Below are 20,632 nucleotides of genomic sequence, written 5' to 3'. Positions count from 1 at the left end.
GGAGGGGGAGTCAGTGACCCTCACCCCCGCCTTCCTCGACGAATTGCGTGCGCGCACCGTCTTGTCGACGCTCGTCGGCAAATCCATGAAACTCACCAAGGCGGGGCGCGAGTACAAAGGCTGCTGCCCGTTCCATCAGGAAAAGACCCCGAGCTTCTACGTCAACGACGAGAAGGGCTTTTATCACTGCTTCGGTTGTTCAGCGCATGGCGACGCGATCCGTTGGATGACCGACCAGCGCGGGCTGCCGTTCATCGATGCCGTGAAGGAACTCGCCGCTGCCGCCGGGCTCGACATGCCCGAGCAGGACCGCGCCTCGGTCGTGCGTGCCGAGCGCGCCAAGGGGCTGCACGACGTCATGCAGGCCGCCGCCGACTGGTTCAGCGCGCAGCTTGGCGGGATCGAGGGCAGCGAGGCGCGCACGCTGCTCGAGCGGCGTGGCATCCGCCCTGAGACGGCGAAGGCGTTCGGCATGGGCTATGCCCCTGACGCGCGCGGCAAGCTTCGCACCGCGCTGAAAGAGTTCGGCGACGCCATGCTGGTCGAGGCCGGACTGTTGATTCAGGTCGACGACAAAGAGCCTTATGACCGGTTTCGCGGGCGGCTGATGATCCCGATCCGCGATCCGCGCGGGCGCGTGATTGCGTTCGGCGGCCGCGTGATCGGCAGTGGCGAGCCGAAGTATCTCAACTCGCCCGACACCCCGCTCTTCGACAAGGGACGCACGCTCTACAATCTTGATCGCGCCGCGCCCGCGAGCCGCAAGGCAAACCGGGTGATCGTCGTCGAAGGCTATATGGATGTTATCGCGCTCGCGCAGGCGGGGTTCGACGAAGCGGTCGCCCCACTGGGCACCGCGCTGACCGAAGCCCAGCTCGAACGGTTGTGGCGGCTGAGCGACGTGCCGGTGCTGTGCTTCGACGGCGATGGCGCGGGGCAACGCGCGGCGATCCGCGCCGCCCATCGTGCGCTGCCGATGCTGGCACCAGGCCGCAGCCTCGCCTTCGTCACGCTGCCGCCGGGGCAGGACCCTGACGATGTGATCCGCGCAAGTGGTGCCGCAGCGATGGATAAGCTGCTCGGCGAAACCCAGCCCTTGGTCGACCGGCTATGGGCCGACGAGCTCGCCGCGCAGCCGCTGGCCACGCCCGAGGAACGCGCAGGTCTCAAGGCCCGCCTAGGCGAGCGCGCCGCCGCCATTGTCGACGCCAACGTCGGTCAGGAATATCGTGCCGAATTCCGTCGCCGCTTCGACGCGCATTTTGCTCCTGCCCCGCGGGTGTGGAACGCACCGCGCGCCGCGAGCGGCCCAAGGTCTGCCAAATGGCGCCCCGCCGCGCCGATCGGCGGCGATCACCCCAAGGCGCAGGCGATTCGGCAGAGCGGCATCGACCCCGCACTCGCCAAGCCCGTGCTCGCCGGGCTGATCCGCCACCCTGGCGAGATTGCGCGGCACATCGAGGTGATTGGTGCGCTCAAATTCTCGGGCGGCGCACTCGGCGCGCTGTTCGCGGCGATGGTCGATGCAGTCGTTGCCGATCCGGCGCTTGATAGCGACGCCCTGCGTACCATATTGGCCACATCCGGTTTTGATCCGATCGTGCGCGATCTTCTCCGGGCCGATGCCACGCCCTATTCCTTCACGCGGAAGGAAATCGACCCGGATCGCGCACGCGCCGATCTGGACGAGGCAATCGCCATTCTGGCGGCCCGGCCCGAAGTCGATAGCGCATTGCAGGAGGCGACACTTGCGGCGATGCGCTTTGAAGATGGTGCATGGGAACGGCAGGCAGCGCTGGTGATTGAACGGCAGGCATTGGAAGCACGGCTTGCAAATCTGTGCCAAGCGAACGAAGACGACCGGACAGATGGGCGAACAACGGGGCTCGAGGATAGTTAATGGCGAAAGCGAATGCGGGCGGCGGCGAGGATACGATTGAAGTCGGCGATGCGCCGCTGATCGACCTGAACGACGCGTCGATCAAGAAGCTGGTCGCCCGCGCGAAGAAGCGTGGCTACATCACTTATGACCAGCTGAACGAGGCGCTGCCGCAGGAGCAGATGACCTCGGACCAGCTTGAAGACGTGATGTCCGCGCTCAACGAGATGGGCGTCAACATCGTCGAAAACGAAGACGTCGGCGAGGATGCCGAGGCCGACGACAAGGACGATGACGAAGTCGAATCGGTCGATTCGGCCGAGGAATCGGCGCCTGCGCTCGAAACCAAGAAGAAGGAAACGGTCGATCGCACCGACGATCCCGTGCGCATGTACCTGCGCGAGATGGGCGCGGTCGAGCTGCTCAGCCGCGAAGGCGAAATCGCGATCGCCAAGCGGATCGAGGCCGGCCGCGACACGATGATTCTGGGGCTGTGCGAAAGCCCGATCACTTTCAACGCGATCATCGACTGGTCGACTGCCCTGAACGAAGGCACGATGCAGCTGCGCGAGATCATCGATCTCGACGCGATGCTCTCGAAGGACCCGGCGCCCGAAAGCCTGACCGACGACGACAGCGGCGACGGCGAGATCAGCGAGAAGAACGCCGGCCCGTCGTTCAAGGCCGAAGAAGAGCCCGAGGAAGTTTCGGTCGACGACGATGACGAGGAGTCGATGACCGAGCGGCGCGCGCCGCGTCCTTCGGACGACGATGAGGAAGACAACACGCTCAGCCTCGCGCAGATGGAAGAGCAGCTGAAGCCGCAGGCGCTCGAAAAGTTCGCGTCGATCACCGCGCTGTACAAGAAATTTTCGAAGATGCAGGCCGGACGGCTCGACGCGATGGCGGCGGGCGGTGAATTGTCGGCAGCGGACGAGCGCAAATATCAGAAGCTGCGCGAAGAACTGACGGCGGAAGTCGAAAGCGTCCAGTTCCATCAGGCGAAGATCGAATATCTCGTCGACCAGCTTTACAGCTTCAACCGGCGCCTCACTGCGCTGGGCGGCCAGATGCTGCGGCTTGCCGAGCGCCACAAGGTCAGCCGCAAGGACTTCCTCGACCGCTATGTCGGCAACGAGCTCGACGAAAATTGGGTCGCGAGCGTCGCCGGCGTCGACAAGAAGTGGAAAGCTTTCGCCGAGAATGAGGGCGACGCGGTCGACCGCATCCGCGTGGAGATCAGCGAGATCAGCCAGGCGACCGGCATGAGCCTCGCCGAATTCCGCCGCATCGTGAACATGGTCCAGAAGGGCGAGCGCGAGGCGCGGATTGCCAAGAAGGAAATGGTCGAAGCGAACCTGCGCCTCGTGATCTCGATCGCGAAGAAATACACCAACCGCGGGCTACAGTTCCTGGACCTGATTCAGGAAGGCAACATCGGGCTGATGAAGGCGGTCGACAAGTTCGAGTATCGCCGCGGCTACAAGTTCAGCACCTATGCGACCTGGTGGATCCGGCAGGCGATCACGCGTTCGATCGCCGATCAGGCGCGCACGATCCGCATCCCGGTGCACATGATCGAAACGATCAACAAGCTGGTGCGGACCAGCCGCCAGTTCCTGCACGAGCAGGGCCGCGAGCCGACGCCCGAGGAAATGGCCGAGCGGCTGTCGATGCCGCTCGAAAAGGTCCGCAAGGTGATGAAGATCGCCAAGGAGCCGATCTCCCTCGAAACGCCGATCGGCGACGAGGAGGATTCGCATCTGGGCGACTTTATCGAGGACAAGAACGCCGTCATCCCGGTCGATGCGGCGATTCAGGCCAATTTGAAGGAAACCGTCACCCGCGTGCTCGCTAGCCTTACCCCGCGCGAGGAGCGCGTGCTGCGGATGCGCTTCGGTATCGGCATGAACACCGACCATACACTCGAAGAAGTCGGCCAGCAGTTCAGCGTGACCCGCGAACGCATCCGCCAGATCGAGGCGAAGGCGCTCAGGAAGCTCAAGCACCCGAGCCGGTCACGCAAGATGCGGTCGTTCCTCGATCAGTGATGGCCGGACCCACGTTGGTGGCCCGGGCAACCGGTTCTGCAGCGGCTATGACGGACGGGTGGCTGGCGGCGTCACCCGTTCGTGGTCACCGTGGTGACGGGGTGAACACGAAGCTGTCGAACAGCGAGCTTGAATCCCATGGCGTCTGCTTGCCGTTGGTCGCGCGGAACACCGCATTGCGGACGTTACGGAACATCGATTCGATCGGCTCGTCGCGCTTGGCCATTTCAGCGACAAGCGCGAGCGCGAACGGGCTGTTGGTCCCATTTCCGTCGGCGGCCGTCTGGCCGGGGGCGGTCGAATAGGCGATGTAACTCCCGTTCGGCGCTTCCATACGTGCCAGACCGCGGTCGCCAGCACGAAATTGGCGCGTCAGCGGCATGTTGCGGCAGGCATCGAGGATGACGATGCTGGTCGAAACCCCGGCTTGTGCCATCTGCCGGATCACCGTGTCGGCGGACACGCCGTCCAGATCGACGTCGGCCTCGGTTTCGAGCGCGGCGTCAACCGGGATCAGATAGTTCGCGCCATGCGACTGGACACCATGTCCCGCGTAGTAGAACAGACCCGTCGACTGTTTCCCCGCGGCCAGCAGGCGCTGACCGAAGCGCGCAATTGCCGACTTCAGCGCGCGTTGATTCGCGTTCGTTACGACTTCTACTGAAAAACCTGCCCGTTGCAGGGCCTGGGCGACGAGCTGGGCATCGCGAACCGGATTTGCCAGCGCACCCATGCCGCCCGTGTACTGCGAGTTGCCGACAACCAGCGCATATCGCGGGCCTCCGACGACGGGAGGGCGTGACACGCTGACCACGGGCGTTGCAACGGGCCTTGCAACTGGCGACGAAACGGCGGGCTCGACGGGAACCGGCGGCTGGACGCCATTTGCAGCGGTCGTGGTCGTGGCGGTGACTGGCGGCGGGTCCGCAAGCTTCCAGCTGACCATCCTGCGGTGGACGCCGACGGTCGGTTTGCCTTGGACGTCCAGCGCGGGTGCGAAGCGCGCACGTAAGGTGACGACCGCACAGGTCCTCTCATCAAGGTCGGTCCTGCCGCTTGAGCGTATGATATCGCAGCGCTGGACCCGGCCATCGACGCCGACAGTGACCGCAAACTGGACGACTCCCTCAGCGCCCTCGCGCTTCGCCCTTTCCGGATAATCTTCCGAGTTGATCCAAATCGAGCTGTTCAGCGGCTTTGGCGGCGTGCCCGAGCCAACCCCCTGAGCTGCCAGCGGTTGTGACAATGCCACCATCAGAGAACAGCACGCCAGCACCCGTCCTGCAATCGCCGCCAATCGCTTCATTTCGCCCCTCAAGCTGTCCAATCAGATTAACGGATCAGGTCGGCTTGCACCAGAGTTCGATCCGCTTCAGCCCCTTGTCGAACGTCAGCCGCGAACAATCCGGCATCGCAGCGCGCGGGATGGTCATGCTGAAGATCGGCGGGCGCCCCTTGGCCGTGGCAGTCACCACGACTTCGGAAGGATCTTCGATCCGGTCGGCGTCCTTGATTTCCTCGCCGCGCCCGGCTGCGTCGATCCGGTCGCGCACCCGCACCGCAATCTTCGTGAAGCTGAGCGGTCCGAATTTGAACGGCCGCGCCAGCGTCATCAGCCGTACCGGTCGCTTGATGCCGAACAGGATTTCAACGTCCCAGCTCGGCCCGCCCAGCTGCCCGCCATAAGCCTTGGCGATCGCAGCCCCGGCTGCCGCCGATGCAATCGGATAGGCGCCGGGATCATCGAGATCGAAAGCGGCGTAAAGCCCGAAGCCTTCTTCGCGATAGCTCGTGCCGCTGCCGCTGTTGGCGCTGCCAAACAGCGAGAAGTCATGGCGCTGCGTCGCAGCCTCGGTTGGGCCGAAAACCAGCGTGACGCGCGATTGCGGCAGGCCCCACGGGCCAATCGTTCCATCGCCGGGCACGGGGGGCGCGGTCGGAAACCAGAGCGCCCGCCCCTTCTGCTTCGCGCCGCCAACGGTAAAATCGACGGGACGATTTTTGCCTTCGAACTCGCGACGCCCGGCGACGTTCAGATTGGCGCGACCGACCAATATCGCTGGCTTCAGGCCAAGCCGATCCGCTGAGGCCACGTTGATGACAAGGCGGTCCGGGCCAGCCGACAACACGCGCAAGCTGACCGGCTGTCCTTCGATGGTTGCGGCAACATCCGTGCCAGGGGAAGTGACGAGTTCGCTTGATACGGGGACCTCTGCCGGCGTCGGGGCACTCGCTGCGCCGATCAACAGGGCGATTGTCGCCCGCACTGCCGCACGTCTCGATTGCACCACCCGAAGGTCCCTCCATTGCTCCCGAACGATGTCGCTGCCGCGCTTTGGCTGAACCGGAGCCGAACAAGCGTGCTGCTTGCTGCGTGTGATCCCGGTCGCGACGCGACCGCCTCGGATGGGCTCGTTCCGGCACCGGGTTGTCGGCAGTAAACACGTCATAAACCCCGTCTTTACGCGCTTCGGTATAACCCTCACTCCACAAGGGCGCTCGGGCGGCTTGAAACGGCTCGATTTTTTTAAAGGTGGCGTAGCAACATGGCTCTCGATCCGGCGTTTTCGGCGCATTTCGGCCCCGGCTGGAGCATGCTCGTCGGCCTCGTCGACAGCGATGGCAGCGCGCACCACGCGACCTGCAGCCGACTCGCCCGACCGGGCGCGCTCGCGCGCGATGTGACCGATGCCGTCCATGCGCTCGGGATGCTTTACGGGCGCCAGCCCGGCGTGGTCGATCACGCGGCCGCGCGTAACCGCCACGGCGAATGTGCCGGCTGGTTCGACGCCGCCGTCGATGGCTTTGCCGCCGAACGCGCGCTGCTTGCCAAGCTTGCGTCCGCCGCGGGTCCGCTGCCGTCGACGCCGGGCCAGGCCGAATCGGAAGCGACGATTCTCGCACAGCGGCACGCGCTCGACACGCTCGCCCAGTCCGACCGTGACGGCTGCGCGGTCGGGGCCGCAGTCGCGCTCGTGCTCGATTGGACCGCCGTCCGCGTCGTGCTCGAAACCGCCGCCGAACGGCTCGGCATCGATTGCCGCGCCTGCACGTTACCGTTGGCCGAGGATACCGCAACCATGGTTGCCGCCGTCGGCGAGCGGCCCGCTGCCGAACGCGCCATGGCGTTCGGCGCGCAGCAGGTGCTCGCGCAGCATCGCGGGCTGTGGGACCTGCTCGAAGCACGCGCGATCGCCCGCAACCACGCCTGAGACTTCGCTGCACGTGGCGGCGCTTGTGCTGCGCCCGCCAAAGCCGCTATGCCAAACCCGATATTCGAAAACGGGGATGGCCATGAAGCGCTTTGAAGGCACCGCCAACTATGTTGCGACCGATGATCTGAAAGTCGCGGTCAACGCCGCCGTCACGCTGCGCCGACCGCTGCTGGTGAAGGGCGAACCCGGCACCGGCAAGACCGTCCTCGCCCACGAAATCGCCAAGGCCGTCGGCGCCGAGCTGATCGAATGGAACATCAAATCGACCACCAAGGCGCAACAGGGCCTGTATGAATATGACGCGGTCGCTCGGCTCCGCGACGGCCAGCTCGGCGACGAACGCGTCCACGACATTGCCAACTACATCCGCCGTGGCAAATTGTGGGAAGCCTTCACGCGCGACAAGGCGCCCGTGCTGCTGATCGACGAGATCGACAAGGCCGACATCGAATTTCCGAACGACCTGCTGCAAGAGCTCGATCGGATGGAATTCCACGTTTACGAAACCAAGGAAACGGTGCGCGCGGTCGAACGACCGATCGTCGTCATTACCTCGAACAACGAAAAGGAACTGCCCGACGCGTTCCTGCGCCGCTGCTTCTTCCACTACATCAAATTCCCCGACCGCGACACGATGCAGGCGATCATCGACGTCCACTTTCCCGGCATCCAGAAGCTGTTGGTCAGCCGCGCGATGGACATCTTCTACGACGTGCGCGAAGTGCCGGGCCTGAAGAAAAAGCCGTCGACCAGCGAGCTGCTCGACTGGCTCAAGCTCTTGCTGCACGAGGACATGCCGCTCGAAGTGTTGCAGAACCGCGATCCGACCAAGGCGATCCCGCCGCTGCACGGCGCACTGCTGAAGAACGAACAGGACGTGATGCTGTTCGAACGGCTCGCCTTCATGGCCAAGCGGCAGCAGAACAAGGGGTGAGCGAGCAGCCGCCGGGCGCCACGCGGTTCGCCCGTGTCCGCGCCCGGCTCGAAGCGGCGCAGCCGACCGCCGGTTGGCAGGGGGGGCTATACGAATTCTGCCTGTTCGGGTTTAAACAGGGTTGGGCCTGCCTGTTCGGCGCGCTGATGCTTGCGCTGCTGCTGGGCACTTTCCTGTTCTATCCAAAGGACATGCCGCTTGCGCGCTATGATTTTCTGACGCTGGCGGCGCTGACGATCCAGATCGGCATGATCGCGTTCCGGCTCGAATCGCTTGGCGAGGCCAAGGTGATCCTCGCGTTCCACGTAATCGGCACGGTGATGGAACTGTTCAAGACGAGCGCGGGGTCGTGGATCTATCCCGAGCCCGGTGTGCTGAAGATCGGCGCAGTGCCGTTGTTCTCGGGCTTCATGTATGCTGCCGTCGGCAGCTATATCGCGCGCGTGTGGCGGATATTCCGGTTCCGCTACACACACTATCCGCCGCGCTGGGCGAGCTATGCGCTGGCGGTCGCGATCTATGTCAATTTCTTCGCCCACCATTGGCTGCCGGATATTCGCCTGGGCTTGTTTGCCGCAACCGGGCTGCTGTTCTGGCGGACGCGCGTCTATTTCACGCCGTTTCGCAAGGCGCGCTGGATGCCGCTGTTGCTGGGCTGGTTTCTGGTCGCCGTCTTCATCTGGCTGGCTGAAAACCTCGGCACGCTCTCGCATGCATGGCTGTATCCGGCACAGCGCAATGGCTGGACTCTGGTGTCGCCCGAAAAGCTCGGGGCCTGGTATCTGCTCATGATCATCTCGTTCGTTCTGGTCGCCGCACTCCACGAGCGAAACGAGGACGATCGAGCACCGCGTGAGCCCGCGAGCTGACCCTACCGCCGGCGTCGTGGGTGCAGCGCCTGATCGCGCGACAGCGCTCGCATCAGCACGTCGCGCCAACGGCGATACCCTGCTTCGTTGGGGTGCAGGCCGTCATTGAAATAGCCCGCGATCTGCGCGCCCTGCGCATCGACGAACACCGGATAGAGATCGAGAAAACGGACATAACTCGAATAGGGTGGCCGACCGACGATGTCGGCCAGCCGCTCATTCACCGGTCGCACGACGTCGCGGTTACGCGGCTCCTCGTTGCTGGGCAGCAGCGACTGGAGCATGATCCGCGCGTTCGGTTTGCGCGCGTGGACTGCATCGACAATCGCGATCACGCCAGCGACGATGCTGTCGCTAGCCGGCGGCTCGGCGCCCCAGCTGTTGTTGATGCCCGCCATGACCATCACATAGTCGGGGTCGAGCGCAGGCGGATCGAGTTCGCCGAGACCTCCCTCCGCCCTGGGCAACAGCCGATGCAGGATATGCTCGGTCCGGTCGCCCGAAATGCCGAGGTTTAGCGCCTTGTAAGCAGGATCGGCGCCGGCGAAGCTTTCGTCCCAAACGGCGCGGCCATTGCGCTGGCCCGCAACCCAGGGATTGGCGCCGAGCAGCCAGAAATCGGTAATCGAATCACCGATGAAGACGAGCCGGTAACTCGGCAGGCTCGCCGTGTTGGCGAGCGTTGCGGCGATCGTGCGCTGGCGCTCCTGCCAATAATCGATCCGCTCGATCGGCTGCGCGGCCTTGAAGTCGCGCGGTGTCGCTGCCGTCGGTGCTGCGGTGATCGCAAGGGCCGCGGCCGCGCGCCACCAAAAGCCGGATCGATCGTGCATTGCTTGCGTTCCTTCAGCGGCGCCAGGCCACCGCCATCGGGCGAGCGCGGCGCGCTGGCAAGTCCCTGATGCACCCGGCCGACCGGCAAAAAAGTCCGCCGATTAACCAAGTCGGCCAACGCTTCGGCTACGCGACCCGGTGCAACGTGGGGAAATGCGATTGCCCGTACCGATTCTTGCAATATGTGCGCTGCTGGCGACGGCGCCGGCATCGGCTTCGTTGCTTGATTATGTCGGCGAATGCGTGCCGTTCGCGCGGGCGGCGTCGGGCATCCAGATCTATGGCGATGCCTGGACGTGGTGGGATCGGGCGGAGGGGCGCTATGCCCGCGGCGAGACGCCCCGCGTCGGCAGCGTCATCGTGTTCGCGCGCTCGCCCCGGCTTCAGCGCGGCCATGTCGCGGTCGTCAGCCGGATCGTCGACCGGCGCGTGCTGATGGTGACGCATGCCAATTGGTCGCGCCTGAACGGCGAGCGCGGGCATGTCGAGCAGGACGTGACGCTGACCGACGTATCGCCCGACAACGACTGGAGCGCGGTGAAAGTATGGTACCAGGGTGCGACCGGGCTCGGGTCGACGGTCTATCCCATCTATGGCTTCGTTTATGGAAAGCCGGCTTCGGGGCGCGGTGATCCGGCGCGTCCGGCGCGCGAAATGACGGGCGCCAAGCCCGACTATGTCGGCGCGCTGATCGACGCTTACCGCTGATGCGCGTTCAAGCTGCGAGGCTGGTCTGGCCGCGCATCATCGCAAGGCTCGCCTCAAGTGCTTCCTGCGAAATCGATTCCGCCCTCGGGCTAAGCGTATCGACATAGGCAAGCTCGTAATTGCCCCAGCGGCGGCCGTTGAAGCGCAGCGGTACGAACACTGTCTTGAGCGGCAAAAACTCCTCATGCCCCAGCGCCATGCAATAGCAGCTGAGCATCGCTGGCGCCTCGCTGGCCACCGCGCGGCCGGTTGCATCGTCGAGTCCCATATGACGGCGATTGCGCGACCAGGTATTGTTCCACTCGCGATCCGGCCCCTGCGGCTGTGACCGCAGCGTCAGGTGCGTCGGCAGATAGCCGTCGACATTGCTGATCACCGATCCGATCGACTTGTCGATCTCGCGCGTCACACGGTCGAGGATCGGGCGGATGTACCGGTCGGCGAAATCGCAGAAGCGGACATTGTGCTGGACCGGGTCGGTGCCCGGAATTGGGCGGTAATCGGTGTCAAAGACATCCGCCATGCCGATCTCGCCGCGCCGGATCGCGCGTTCCACCACATCGGTGATCTCGCGAGCGATTACCTTGGCGCGTTCGATCAGCGGCGTATCATCGATCGTGACGCCCGAATGCGCGAGCTGGTCGAGCATCAGGTTACAGGCGGATTCGAGTCCTTCGAGCCGTCCGCGCGCCTTGCGCAGCGCTCGCCCATTTTCGCGGGTCGCCCGCGCCGACAGTGCAAGCCCGTTTTGCGCAGCGGCGATGCTGCGCTGCATCTGGGCGCTGCTGGCGGCGATACCGTCGGTCTGTTCGTCAACGCGCGCGACGATCGTGCCAAGATCGGCGACGGTCGAGCGAATGACGCCGAAACGGTCGACCGCAGCCCGGCCCTGGGCAGCGCCATCGGTGACTTCGCGGGTGAAGGCATTGGCCTCCTCGGCAAGCGCGCCGACGGTGCGGTCGATCCGCTGAGTGGCATCGCGGGTATGCTGCGCCAGCCGTTTGACCTCATTGGCAACGACCGCGAAAGCGCTCCCCTGCCCGCCCGCGCGCGCGGCCTCAATTGCGGCGTTCAGCGCGAGCATATTGGTCTGCTGGGCAATGCCGCCGATCAATTGCGAAACTTGCTGCACTTGTTCGAGTGCTTCCGCCATGCGTGCCACGCGCGTGCTGAGCTGGACAATCCGTTCGGAAACATCGCCGAAGCCGCCGATCGCCTCGACGATGGCGGCAGTGCCCTGCGTCAGCTGGGTCTTCGCTCGTGCCGTCAGGGCGCGCGCCTCACCAATCGCGGTCGCGACGCTGGCATGGTCGCGTGCGAGCGCGTCGGCAACCGAGTCGAATTCGTCGAGATCGGCGATCGTGCGGTCGATCTGGTCGCTCGCGACCGCGACATGGCCGCCGACATCGGCGCATTCCATCACCAGTGCCCCGCACTGGCGCGCGACATCGACGATGACCGCCTCGATTCGTTCCGACTGATCCATCAGTGCGAGCGTCCCTCCAATCTCGGCGATAATCGGCCAAGGTAAATTCGTCCTTAAGGCGTAGGGACAGCCCGGATCGCGCGGAGGCGCCATTGCGCTACCGGACGGGCCGGGGCATGAATGGCGAATGTTTCTGAACTTCCTCGACGAGCTTCGCGCCGCTGGCATTCCGGCGAGCATGAAGGAGCATCTGATCCTGCTCGAAGCGCTGTCGGCGGAGGTGATCGATCGCACGCCCGAGGATTTCTATTACCTGTCGCGCGCGGTTTACGTGAAGGACGAAGGGCTGCTCGACAAGTTCGACCAGGTCTTCGCCAAGGTGTTTCGCGGCATCGCCGCCAGCTACGCTACCGAAGGCGCCGCCATTCCCGAGGACTGGCTGCGCGCGGTCGCCGAAAAATACCTGACGCCCGAGGAGATGGAAGCGATCAAGTCGCTTGGCTCGTGGGACGAGATCATGGCGACGCTGAAGGAACGCCTCGCCGAGCAGCAGGGCCGCCACCAGGGCGGCAACAAATGGGTCGGCACCGGCGGCACCTCGCCCTATGGCAATTCGGGCTACAACCCCGAAGGCGTGCGGATCGGCGGCGAGAGCAAGCACAAGCGCGCGCTGAAAGTGTGGGACCAGCGCGAGTTCCGCAATCTCGACAACACCCGCGAACTCGGCACGCGCAACATCAAGATCGCGCTGCGCCGCCTGCGTCGCTTCGCCCGCGAAGGCGCCGCCGACGAGCTCGACATCGACGCGACGATCGACGGCACCGCGCGGCAGGGCTGGCTCGACGTGGTGATGCGGCCCGAGCGGCACAATGCCGTCAAGCTGCTGCTGTTCCTCGACGTCGGCGGCTCGATGGACCCTTGGGTCAAGCTGTGCGAGGAGCTGTTCTCGGCGGCGACGACCGAGTTCAAGAACCTCGAATTCTTCTACTTCCACAATTGCCCCTATGAGGGCGTCTGGAAGGACAATCGGCGGCGGTTCAGCGAGCGCACGCCGATGTGGGACGTGCTCCACAAATATGGGCACGACTATAAGCTGGTGATCGTCGGCGATGCGTCGATGAGCCCCTATGAGATCACCCATCCGGGCGGTTCGGTTGAGCATTTCAATGAGGAATCGGGCGCGGTGTGGCTCCACCGGCTGACGACGACCTATCCGGCGACGGTGTGGCTCAACCCGATCCCCGCTGAGCAATGGGGCTATTCGCAGTCGATCCGCATCGTCCGCGAGCTGGTCGGCGATCGCATGTACCCGCTGACGCTCGTCGGGCTCGACGAAGCGATGCGCGAGCTGACCCGCAAGCGTTGAGGCCGGGTAGACGCGCTATTCCTGCCGCGCCAGTTCTGCGGCGATGCGGTTGCGTTCGTACACGCCTTTGACGAATCCTTTTTCCTTATACAGTGATTGCAGATAGATGAGGTCGGTTCGGGTCATCTCGGGGGGACGACCATTGCCGGTCGCTTCAAACAGCCCGAGGATGGTCGCCATTCTCGTCTGCCCCGTCGGCACCTGCGTCTGCGCAAGCCCGCGCATCGCCGCATAATCGGCAATTTGCCGGAGCGTCAGACCATAGGTCGCTTCACGATCGATGATCACGAAGGACGCATCGAGATATTGCGTGGTCACTTCGTCGATCAGCGATGCCGTGTGCGTTAGGAGCGTGCCTTCGCTGCCCACTTGCCGACCGCTTTCGTTGCGAAGCGAGGTCGTGCTCCATGCCCGCACCGGCGCGGTTGACCGTTCGAGCCGGTCGATATCCGCTGGCTCCATCCCGCCAAACCAGCCGGGCCCGCTTTTGCGGGCGTCACGGATAAAGCCACTCACGTCAGGGGCGATGACCAGCAGAAAATTGGTCAAGCAGCGCGGCGACTGATCGACCGGGATGCGCACCCGTCGGGCGATCTCGATGATCCGACGGCGGATAAGATCGCCATATTCACTGGCGATGCCGACCACCGTCGGGCAGAGCGGCTGGTGATATCGCGCGATTTGACCGACTTTGGGCGCGGTGATTTCACTGACGAAGCGCTGGATCGCTTTGCGATCGGTAACGCGGCGCGCCTCGACCACGACGTCGGCGGCGTTGGGAGCAGGTTTCTCCAGCTTGGCAGGCGCCTTCGCTTCGGAAGATGGCGCCGCTGCAGGTGCGGGTGGCGGGCGGTCCTGAGCGAGCCCGGGGCTCGATACCAGCAGGCAAAACAGCGCCGTCCAGCCACGTCCCCGCTGTCCCGCCATCGTGAGTGCCATGATGTTGCGTCGTTCCTGCATTTGGTCGCCTGTAATGGTTTCAGGAATCTTCGGAAGTTCTGCAAGCGCGCAAGGACCGATTTGTGGGCAGCGACGGCTGGCCTGACCTCAACGCGGCATTTTGACCGGCGTCAAAGTCGGCGGCACCATTCGGGTCGATAAAGGCGCCGATCCTAACGACCGGAGCCGTTCGATGACCCAGCTTTTCGACCAACCCTTCCTCGCGCTGGCCGCCGCCGCGGTCACGATTTTCGCACTGGTGCTCGGCTATGTCAGCCTCACCGATCGCGATTCCGCAGCAGACTCATCGGGCGCATAGCGCGCGACTCGCTTCGCCGCGCCGCTGATTCGTTCCGCCGCAAACCGGCAACCGCCCCGATTCACGCGAGTCGCGCGCTGTGCGATAGTGCGCGCGAGATTTCAGGAGACGCCGAAACGACATTCACAGCGGGGGGAAGATCATGAAGCAGGCTCGTGCGCGCCAGCGCCAATCGCATCGTGTTCGTAACGCTTCCGGGGCCGGGGCGCCTCCGCAACGCCCGCCGGTGACCCCGCCCCGGCCTAGCGAACGCAGCGCCATCCCCCTGCCTGACACCGCCGAACCGCTGGTCGAACGCGCGCCAATCAGTCGCCAGAGCCGCCGTCAGGAACGCCGCGCGCAAGCCAAGGCGGCGCGGCGGCGCGGGCCGGTGGTGACGCAACCACTCCCCACCTCGACGATCGCGGAGCATTTGGTGGCGCACCCGGTCGCGGTGGAGCCGCCCGCCCCACCCGCAGAACCAGTGGTCGCCGCGCTCGACGACCCGCAATTGACGCCGCTGCCGCGTCACCGCGCGCTGACGAAGCCGCGCAGTCGCGCGATGGTAATCCTCGACCGGCTGTTCCGCGGCCCGTTCCGTCGCCGCCGCCCGATCGATGCGCTGCCGCCGCTCGACCAGCTGCGTTCGCTGCGTGACGATCTGGCGCGGGTGCAGGGCACGATCGACCGGCTGCTCGATCAGGTGGCGCCGGCTTAACCCTGCCCCCGGTCGATCTCGGCAAATATCGCCTCGACGGCGACCCGCTCGTCAGCGGTCAGTTCGGGGCGCCAGACATCGAAGATCAGCACGACACGGTCCTGATCGCTGTCGTTCCAGGCCTCGTGCTCGATCGTGTCGTCAAAGATCAGCAGCTTGCCGACTTCCCATTCGCGCACCTCATTGCCAACGCGAAAGCCGCAGCCCGGCGGCACGACCAGCGGCAAATGACAGATCAGCCGAGTGTTGAGCATCCCGGTGTGTGCCGGGATGCGCGCGCCGCCCTTCAGCAGCGAGAACATGATTGTCGGCGCGCGCGTGGTGATGCGGCACAATGGCAACGCCCGCATCGCTGCATAGGTAACTGGTGCGCGGGCGACGTTCGCGGCAACGGCCTCACCATTTTCGTGCAGGTAGAGTGAGCTCCAGTCCGGATTGTCATTCAGCCCGTGGAATTCCTTGCGCGGGCTGTTGGGATCGGTGACCAGATAGGGCCGAAAGCCCGAACGATCGGCAAGGATACGGTCGAGCTCGGCACCAATTTCGGCGGTCTTTGCCTCCAGCGCGGGCACCCAGTCGAACTCTTCGCGCTCGTAGAATTGCCGTTGCGGCAATTCGGGAAAATAGAACATCTTGGGCTGCTGCTGATAAATCTGTTTTTCACCGAACAGCAGGTCGAGCGCGTGCTGAAAGCGGCGCGACCGCGGGATGGCAGCCGCTGCCAGCCCTGCTTCGAGCTGCCGGCGAAACGCCGTCGCAAAGCCTTGCGACGCATCGCGCGCACGCGCCACTTCGGCGGTCAGGTCGCCCGGCATCGCGCGCCCCTCGGCCAGCTTGACGGCCTGATCATAGAAACGCGTTGCCCCGCGGGGGTCGGCGAGCGCCGCGCGGGCATCGCCCTTGACGATCAGCGACCGGATGTTTTGCGGGTCGCTGGCAAGCACGCGTTCGGCCGCTTGCTCTGCCGCCGGCCAGTCGGCCATCCCGCGCGCCGCTATCGCCAGCATCAGCCAGATCTGGATGTTGCCGCGCGTGGCCGCCATCACCTGTTCGAGCAGGCGCCGAGCCTCGGCATGATTTCCAGCCTGCAGCGCAGTCGCGGCGGCATGCACCATCGCTTCGAGCCGGGCGCGATCGGTCATGCTGTGGCGTACCGATGGTATGCTTCGGACAGTTCGGCCCAGGCGGATTCATCGGGACCGGTTAGAGCATCGAGGTCACCCGGCGTGGCCGCCGCATCATCGACCCAGTCGCGCAGGCCCGGACCGCCGTTGATGACGTCGATCGCCAGCTTGCCGAATTCATATTCGTAAGGGAAATCGCGCCAGAGGTCGTAATCGGGCCGTAGCGACCGGATCGCCTTGAAGGCGAGCGCCTGCACGCGCCACGGCCTGAAGGCGGCGTGGTCATAGCGCGGGCCTTCGGCATGGATGTGAACGCCGTTGCACAACTGCCCGACATGCTTGTGGAAAGTCGGCTGGAACCAGATGTTGCGCAGCGTGCAGCCCGCCAGCCATTGGGGCGCGAGCCGCTGCATTTCGGCGATCACGGCGGCGGCATCGAGATCGGGGGCGCCGAACAGCTCGAGCGGGCGAGTGGTGCCGCGCCCCTCGGACAAGGTCGTCCCTTCGAGCATCACCGTGCCGGGATAAGCGCGCGCCATGTTGACGTTGGGGGCATTGGGGCTGGGATTGATCCAGACGCGATCGGCGGGCCAGCCGAAGCCGGGGGCGGCATCGGGTGCCCAGCCCTCCATCTCGATCACGCGGTAATCGACGTCGAGCTGGTAGTGATCGACGAACCAGTGGCCGATCTCGCCGAGCGTCAGCCCGTGGCGCATCGGCATCGGCCCCGCCCCGACGAAGCTTTCCCAGCCGGACAGCAGGGTGAGCCCCTCGACCGGGCGGCCGGCGGGATTGGGGCGATCGAGCACCCACACGGCCTTGCCGTGCTGGGCGGCAGCTTCGAGCACGTAAAGCAGCGTCGTGATGAAGGTGTAGATGCGCGTGCCGAGATCCTGCAGATCGACCAGCATCACGTCGAAGGTGCCCATTGACTGGCCGGTGGGGCGGCGGACTTCGCCGTACAGGCTGAAGACGGGAATGTTGTAGCGCGGGTCGGTGAAGTCAGGCGACTCCATCATATTGTCCTGCAAGTCACCGCGCACGCCGTGCTGCGGCCCGAACATCGCCGACACATTGAGACCGCAGGCGACGAGCGCATCGAGCGAATGGGTCAGGTCGGCAGTGACCGAAGCAGGATGCGCGAGCAGCGCGACGCGCTTCCCCTCCAGCGGCTTACGCAGTTCAGGGTCGGCGAGCAGGCGATCGATACCGAAGTTCATGACGGCTCAGGTGCCGGGAGGGTCGCGATAAAGCAATCCCGGTTGTGGAAATCGGGATTGCCGGGCGCATGGCCCAGTGCGAAATAATTCTTCGCGCCGTCGCGCGTTTCGATCACGGCACTCAGGCCCAATTGCCAGGCCGCGTCCGCAGGGAGGTCCCCTACCCGCCAGCGGGCCATCAGCGTGGTATCGAATTCGAACCAGATGAAGGGACGCAGCGGCTCGGTGTCGGCCCGGCGCATCGCGGCGCGGTAATCGTCGAAACGATAGGCCGCCCAGCGCTTCGATGGCGCCATGTTGAGCTCGACATAGGCCGGATCGCCCGCGACTCCGACAAAGGCTTCGAAGCAGCTATGCTGCCACAGCCCGTCGCTGAATCCAGGTGGCAGCGCGATCGGCCAGCGCACTTCCTCGCGTCGCCCGAGCGTGCGGAAACTGATCGAGAGAATGTCGTCGTGGCGGCGCACCAGCGCGACGATTTCGCGGATCGCGTCGCCCGGATTGCTGGGGTGCGGCCGCAGCCGGAAAGCGTGCGCTTGCGTCACTCTATGAAATCGCGCGCCGAATCGCTACATGCGCGGCATCCCATGGCAACGATACTCCCCTCCCCGCCGAAGATCGGCATGGTCTCGCTTGGCTGTCCCAAGAACCTCGTCGACAGCGAGCGCATCCTGACAAAGTTGCGCAGCGATGGCTATGCCCTGTCGGGCGACTATGCCGGCGCCGATGTCGTGCTCGTCAACACCTGCGGCTTTCTGGATTCCGCCAAGGAAGAGTCGCTCGAAGCGATCGGCGAGGCGCTGGCCGAAAATGGCCGCGTCATCGTCACCGGCTGCATGGGCAAGGAAGCGGAGCTGATTCGCGCCAAATTCCCAAACGTGCTCGCGGTGACCGGCGCGCATCAGTATGAGGAAGTCGTCGGTGCAGTCCACGAAGCCGCCCCGATGCCGCCGAGCGCGTTCCTCAATCTCGTGCCCGAAAGCGGGCTGAAGCTGACGCCGCGCCATTACAGCTATCTGAAGATCTCGGAAGGCTGCAACCACCGCTGCGCCTTCTGCATCATCCCGAGCTTGCGCGGCGATCTCGTCAGCCGCCGCCCCGATGCGATCCTGCGCGAAGCCGAAAAGCTCGTCGCGGCGGGCACGCGCGAATTGCTGGTGATCAGCCAGGACACCTCGGCGTACGGCGTCGACATCCGGCATCAGCCCCGCGAATGGCATGGCCGCGAGGTGCGCGCGCACATGACCGATCTGGCGCGCGAACTGGGGTCGCTGGGCGCATGGGTGCGGCTCCACTATGTCTATCCCTATCCGCATGTCGACCAGGTCATTCCGCTGATGGCCGAGGGGTTGATCACCCCCTATCTCGACATCCCGTTCCAGCACGCCAGCGCCAAGGTGCTCAAGCTGATGAAGCGCCCGGCGAACGAGGCCAAGGTGCTTGAGCGCATCCGCAACTGGCGCAGCATTGCCCCCGACATCGCGATCCGATCGACCTTCGTGGTCGGCTTCCCCGGCGAGACCGAGGATGACTTCGCCTATCTGATGGACTGGCTCGAGGAAGCGCAGCTCGACCGCGTCGGCGCGTTCCGCTTTGAGCCGGTCGAAGGCGCGGCGGCGAATGCCTTGCCCGATCCAGTGCCGGAGGATGTGAAGGAAGAACGCTACGCCCGGCTGATGGCGCTGACCGCGCGTATTTCGGCGGAGAAGCTCGCCGCGAAGGTCGGGCGGACATTGCCGGTGATCATCGACCTGGTCGACAACGAGACCGGCGGCGCGACCGGACGCAGCCAAGCCGACGCGCCCGAGATCGACGGCGAGGTCCATCTGCGCGACGCGGGGTACCTTGCGCCGGGTGACATCGTGCCCGTCGTCATCGAGGATGCCGACGAGCACGATCTCTACGGTGTACCGGTCGCTTAGGCCGTCTTGCCACGGCGCAGCAGGTCGAAGGCGATCAGATGCGTCGCCCCCGACAGGGCGACACCGAACATCGGGATCAGCGCAAGCGGCAGATAGCGGATCTGGATCATCGAAGCCGGGTCGCTAAGCGTGAAATAGAGCCCGGTGCCAACAGCGGTCACGAAATCGATCGAGCCGAAGATGTGCATCGCGGCATAGCGCCAGCGGGCGAAGGGCATTACGACGACGGCGACGGCGAGCAATCCCGCGATCAAATCGCCCCAGGCGGCGCGCTCGACAAACAGCGGCGGTAGCAGCCCGGCGGCGCCATAGCCGAAGAACAGGATCGCCGCGACGATCCGCCACGAATGGAACAGCGTCAGCCGCCGGATGCCGAAATTTTCGACCCACTCGCGGACGGCGGCGTTGGCGGCATAGGCCAAAGTCGGCAAGGTCACGCCGAGCACCACCAGCCCGGCAATCGCGCGCGGCGGCACCTGCGCGAGCAGGCCGGTGCTCGCGGCAATCGCGACAGCCCCACCCCACAGGGCCAGACCAGCGGCGACCAAACGATTGGATACAGAGCCTTGTAACGGTATCGAAGACATCGTTCTTCTCCTTCTATGAAAGTGTAATTACACTTTCTTCGCCAAAAAAAGGGCGACAGGTCGCCAAACTCACCCGGGGCCAAGCGTCGCCAGCGCTCGCCGCGTGGCCGACCAGCCATTGTCGTGCATCGGCGCGGTGAGTTCGGCTTGCAGCCCGTGCCAGATCGGTGTCGCGGCTGCGAATCGCGCCCGCCCAGCATCCGTCAGCGCCAGCGCCCGCGCACGCGCATCGCCTTCGACTGCCGATGACCGCAGCAACCCCGCCGCTTCGAGCGGCACCAGATTGCGCGTCAGCGTCGTCCGCTCCATCCCAAGGATATGGGCAAGGTCGCCGAGCGTGACCGGTTGCGGCTGATTCAGCGCGCCAAGAATGGTGAACTGGCCCGATGTAATCCCAAGTGGCTTAAATGCTGCATCATAGCGTCGCGCCACGCGCCGCGCCGCGCGCTGGACGTTGAGGCACACGCATTCGGCGCTGAGTTGCGTGGCGGGAATGAGATCGGTGTCAGCCATGCGCGGTAGATAGGTGCATTTACACATAT

At 64.9% G+C, this 20,632-nt stretch carries 20 protein-coding genes; 10 read left to right on the top strand and 10 right to left on the bottom strand.

Annotated features, from left to right (window positions below; genetic code table 11):
* Nucleotides 1–13: 13 nt before the first annotated feature.
* Nucleotides 14–1,900, top strand: coding sequence for a DNA primase (gene dnaG, locus AX672_RS04680; protein ID WP_066648985.1), 1,887 nt, complete (start codon nt 14–16; stop codon nt 1,898–1,900).
* On the top strand, nt 1,900–3,930 hold the full coding sequence (gene rpoD, locus AX672_RS04675; protein WP_066648984.1) for an RNA polymerase sigma factor RpoD: 2,031 nt from the start codon (nt 1,900–1,902) through the stop codon (nt 3,928–3,930). The genes dnaG and rpoD overlap by 1 nt, the downstream gene beginning before the upstream one ends.
* Before the next feature lie 85 nt (nt 3,931–4,015).
* Here the strand turns inward: rpoD and AX672_RS04670 are convergent, their stop codons facing one another.
* Nucleotides 4,016–5,236, bottom strand: coding sequence for a TonB family protein (locus tag AX672_RS04670; RefSeq protein ID WP_082730377.1), 1,221 nt, complete (start codon nt 5,234–5,236; stop codon nt 4,016–4,018).
* Nucleotides 5,237–5,270: 34 nt separating this feature from the next.
* Nucleotides 5,271–6,218 carry a hypothetical protein gene (locus AX672_RS04665; protein WP_168727334.1) on the bottom strand — a complete coding sequence of 316 codons (948 nt, stop codon included), beginning with the start codon at nt 6,216–6,218 and terminating at the stop codon, nt 5,271–5,273.
* 258 nt (nt 6,219–6,476) lie between these two features.
* Here AX672_RS04665 and AX672_RS04660 point away from each other — a divergent pair, with 258 nt between their 5' ends.
* From AX672_RS04660 to AX672_RS04650, 3 genes are all read left to right on the top strand, one after another.
* Entirely contained in the window at nt 6,477–7,142 is a 666-nt protein-coding gene (locus AX672_RS04660; RefSeq protein WP_202189236.1) for a DUF6975 family protein, read from the top strand.
* An 82-nt stretch (nt 7,143–7,224) separates the two neighbouring features.
* Nucleotides 7,225–8,079, top strand: coding sequence for an AAA family ATPase (locus tag AX672_RS04655; protein ID WP_066648991.1), 855 nt, complete (start codon nt 7,225–7,227; stop codon nt 8,077–8,079).
* Nucleotides 8,076–8,948 carry a DUF817 domain-containing protein gene (locus tag AX672_RS04650; protein ID WP_066648980.1) on the top strand — a complete coding sequence of 291 codons (873 nt, stop codon included), beginning with the start codon at nt 8,076–8,078 and terminating at the stop codon, nt 8,946–8,948. The genes AX672_RS04655 and AX672_RS04650 overlap by 4 nt, the downstream gene beginning before the upstream one ends.
* Before the next feature lie 2 nt (nt 8,949–8,950).
* Here the strand turns inward: AX672_RS04650 and AX672_RS04645 are convergent, their stop codons facing one another.
* Complete coding sequence (locus AX672_RS04645) at nt 8,951–9,781, bottom strand: GDSL-type esterase/lipase family protein (protein WP_066648979.1); 831 nt, start codon at nt 9,779–9,781, stop codon at nt 8,951–8,953.
* A gap of 160 nt (nt 9,782–9,941) precedes the next feature.
* Between AX672_RS04645 and AX672_RS04640 the strand changes: the two genes are divergently transcribed.
* Entirely contained in the window at nt 9,942–10,490 is a 549-nt protein-coding gene (locus tag AX672_RS04640; RefSeq protein WP_372587565.1) for a CHAP domain-containing protein, read from the top strand.
* Between the two features lie 7 nt (nt 10,491–10,497).
* Here AX672_RS04640 and AX672_RS04635 read toward each other — a convergent pair whose 3' ends face one another.
* Nucleotides 10,498–11,976 (bottom strand): methyl-accepting chemotaxis protein, encoded by a 1,479-nt coding sequence (locus AX672_RS04635; RefSeq protein ID WP_066648969.1) that lies wholly within the window; start codon nt 11,974–11,976, stop codon nt 10,498–10,500.
* Between the two features lie 127 nt (nt 11,977–12,103).
* Here AX672_RS04635 and AX672_RS04630 point away from each other — a divergent pair, with 127 nt between their 5' ends.
* A complete protein-coding gene (locus AX672_RS04630; protein ID WP_066648966.1) occupies nt 12,104–13,282 on the top strand; it encodes a vWA domain-containing protein in 1,179 nt (392 codons plus the stop codon).
* 15 nt (nt 13,283–13,297) lie between these two features.
* Here AX672_RS04630 and AX672_RS04625 read toward each other — a convergent pair whose 3' ends face one another.
* On the bottom strand, nt 13,298–14,242 hold the full coding sequence (locus tag AX672_RS04625) for a hypothetical protein (RefSeq protein ID WP_066648963.1): 945 nt from the start codon (nt 14,240–14,242) through the stop codon (nt 13,298–13,300).
* 172 nt (nt 14,243–14,414) lie between these two features.
* On the opposite strand from AX672_RS04625, the gene AX672_RS19180 reads away from it, so the two are divergent.
* Together AX672_RS19180 and AX672_RS04615 are read left to right on the top strand one after the other, a co-directional pair.
* Nucleotides 14,415–14,540 (top strand): hypothetical protein, encoded by a 126-nt coding sequence (locus AX672_RS19180; protein ID WP_269454027.1) that lies wholly within the window; start codon nt 14,415–14,417, stop codon nt 14,538–14,540.
* Nucleotides 14,541–14,766: 226 nt separating this feature from the next.
* On the top strand, nt 14,767–15,237 hold the full coding sequence (locus tag AX672_RS04615) for a hypothetical protein (RefSeq protein WP_066648957.1): 471 nt from the start codon (nt 14,767–14,769) through the stop codon (nt 15,235–15,237).
* Here the strand turns inward: AX672_RS04615 and AX672_RS04610 are convergent.
* Genes AX672_RS04610 through AX672_RS04600 form a run of 3 tightly spaced genes read right to left on the bottom strand, consistent with a single transcriptional unit; the run spans nt 15,234 to nt 18,126 of the window.
* The gene (locus tag AX672_RS04610; RefSeq protein WP_066648955.1) at nt 15,234–16,379 is read right to left on the bottom strand and encodes an aspartyl/asparaginyl beta-hydroxylase domain-containing protein; all 1,146 of its coding nucleotides are present in this window, start codon (nt 16,377–16,379) and stop codon (nt 15,234–15,236) included. The genes AX672_RS04615 and AX672_RS04610 overlap by 4 nt on opposite strands.
* A complete protein-coding gene (locus AX672_RS04605) occupies nt 16,376–17,581 on the bottom strand; it encodes an exo-beta-N-acetylmuramidase NamZ family protein (RefSeq protein ID WP_066648953.1) in 1,206 nt (401 codons plus the stop codon). Before AX672_RS04605 ends, AX672_RS04610 begins: the two co-directional genes overlap by 4 nt.
* Complete coding sequence (locus AX672_RS04600) at nt 17,578–18,126, bottom strand: DOMON-like domain-containing protein (RefSeq protein ID WP_066648950.1); 549 nt, start codon at nt 18,124–18,126, stop codon at nt 17,578–17,580. The genes AX672_RS04605 and AX672_RS04600 overlap by 4 nt, the downstream gene beginning before the upstream one ends.
* Before the next feature lie 42 nt (nt 18,127–18,168).
* On the opposite strand from AX672_RS04600, the gene rimO reads away from it, so the two are divergent.
* Nucleotides 18,169–19,503: a 30S ribosomal protein S12 methylthiotransferase RimO gene (rimO, locus tag AX672_RS04595; protein ID WP_066648990.1), complete on the top strand. Its 1,335-nt coding sequence runs from the start codon at nt 18,169–18,171 to the stop codon at nt 19,501–19,503.
* On the opposite strand, the gene AX672_RS04590 is transcribed toward rimO, so the two are convergent.
* A complete protein-coding gene (locus tag AX672_RS04590; RefSeq protein WP_168727332.1) occupies nt 19,500–20,090 on the bottom strand; it encodes a hypothetical protein in 591 nt (196 codons plus the stop codon). The genes rimO and AX672_RS04590 overlap by 4 nt on opposite strands.
* Nucleotides 20,091–20,159: 69 nt before the next feature.
* Nucleotides 20,160–20,603 carry a MarR family winged helix-turn-helix transcriptional regulator gene (locus AX672_RS04585; protein ID WP_066648944.1) on the bottom strand — a complete coding sequence of 148 codons (444 nt, stop codon included), beginning with the start codon at nt 20,601–20,603 and terminating at the stop codon, nt 20,160–20,162.
* Between the last annotated feature and the right edge of the window lie 29 nt (nt 20,604–20,632).

This window comes from Sphingomonas sp. CCH10-B3, from assembly GCF_001556185.1.
In the GTDB taxonomy this organism is placed as follows: domain Bacteria; phylum Pseudomonadota; class Alphaproteobacteria; order Sphingomonadales; family Sphingomonadaceae; genus Sphingomonas; species Sphingomonas aquatica.
The sequence above is the reverse complement of the archived record's forward strand: the minus strand, read 5'-3'. Positions and strand labels throughout refer to the sequence as shown.

Coding starts and splice junctions, on each gene's coding strand:
- rpoD (WP_066648984.1), top strand. CDS start 1,900: ATGGCGAAAGCGAATGCGGGCGGCGGCGAGGATACGATTGAAGTCGGC.
- AX672_RS04670 (WP_082730377.1), bottom strand. CDS start 5,236: ATGAAGCGATTGGCGGCGATTGCAGGACGGGTGCTGGCGTGCTGTTCT.
- AX672_RS04660 (WP_202189236.1), top strand. CDS start 6,477: ATGGCTCTCGATCCGGCGTTTTCGGCGCATTTCGGCCCCGGCTGGAGC.
- AX672_RS04655 (WP_066648991.1), top strand. CDS start 7,225: ATGAAGCGCTTTGAAGGCACCGCCAACTATGTTGCGACCGATGATCTG.
- AX672_RS04645 (WP_066648979.1), bottom strand. CDS start 9,781: ATGCACGATCGATCCGGCTTTTGGTGGCGCGCGGCCGCGGCCCTTGCG.
- AX672_RS04635 (WP_066648969.1), bottom strand. CDS start 11,976: ATGGATCAGTCGGAACGAATCGAGGCGGTCATCGTCGATGTCGCGCGC.
- AX672_RS04630 (WP_066648966.1), top strand. CDS start 12,104: ATGTTTCTGAACTTCCTCGACGAGCTTCGCGCCGCTGGCATTCCGGCG.
- AX672_RS04625 (WP_066648963.1), bottom strand. CDS start 14,242: ATGCAGGAACGACGCAACATCATGGCACTCACGATGGCGGGACAGCGG.
- AX672_RS19180 (WP_269454027.1), top strand. CDS start 14,415: ATGACCCAGCTTTTCGACCAACCCTTCCTCGCGCTGGCCGCCGCCGCG.
- AX672_RS04610 (WP_066648955.1), bottom strand. CDS start 16,379: ATGACCGATCGCGCCCGGCTCGAAGCGATGGTGCATGCCGCCGCGACT.
- AX672_RS04605 (WP_066648953.1), bottom strand. CDS start 17,581: ATGAACTTCGGTATCGATCGCCTGCTCGCCGACCCTGAACTGCGTAAG.
- rimO (WP_066648990.1), top strand. CDS start 18,169: ATGGCAACGATACTCCCCTCCCCGCCGAAGATCGGCATGGTCTCGCTT.
- AX672_RS04590 (WP_168727332.1), bottom strand. CDS start 20,090: ATGTCTTCGATACCGTTACAAGGCTCTGTATCCAATCGTTTGGTCGCC.
- AX672_RS04585 (WP_066648944.1), bottom strand. CDS start 20,603: ATGGCTGACACCGATCTCATTCCCGCCACGCAACTCAGCGCCGAATGC.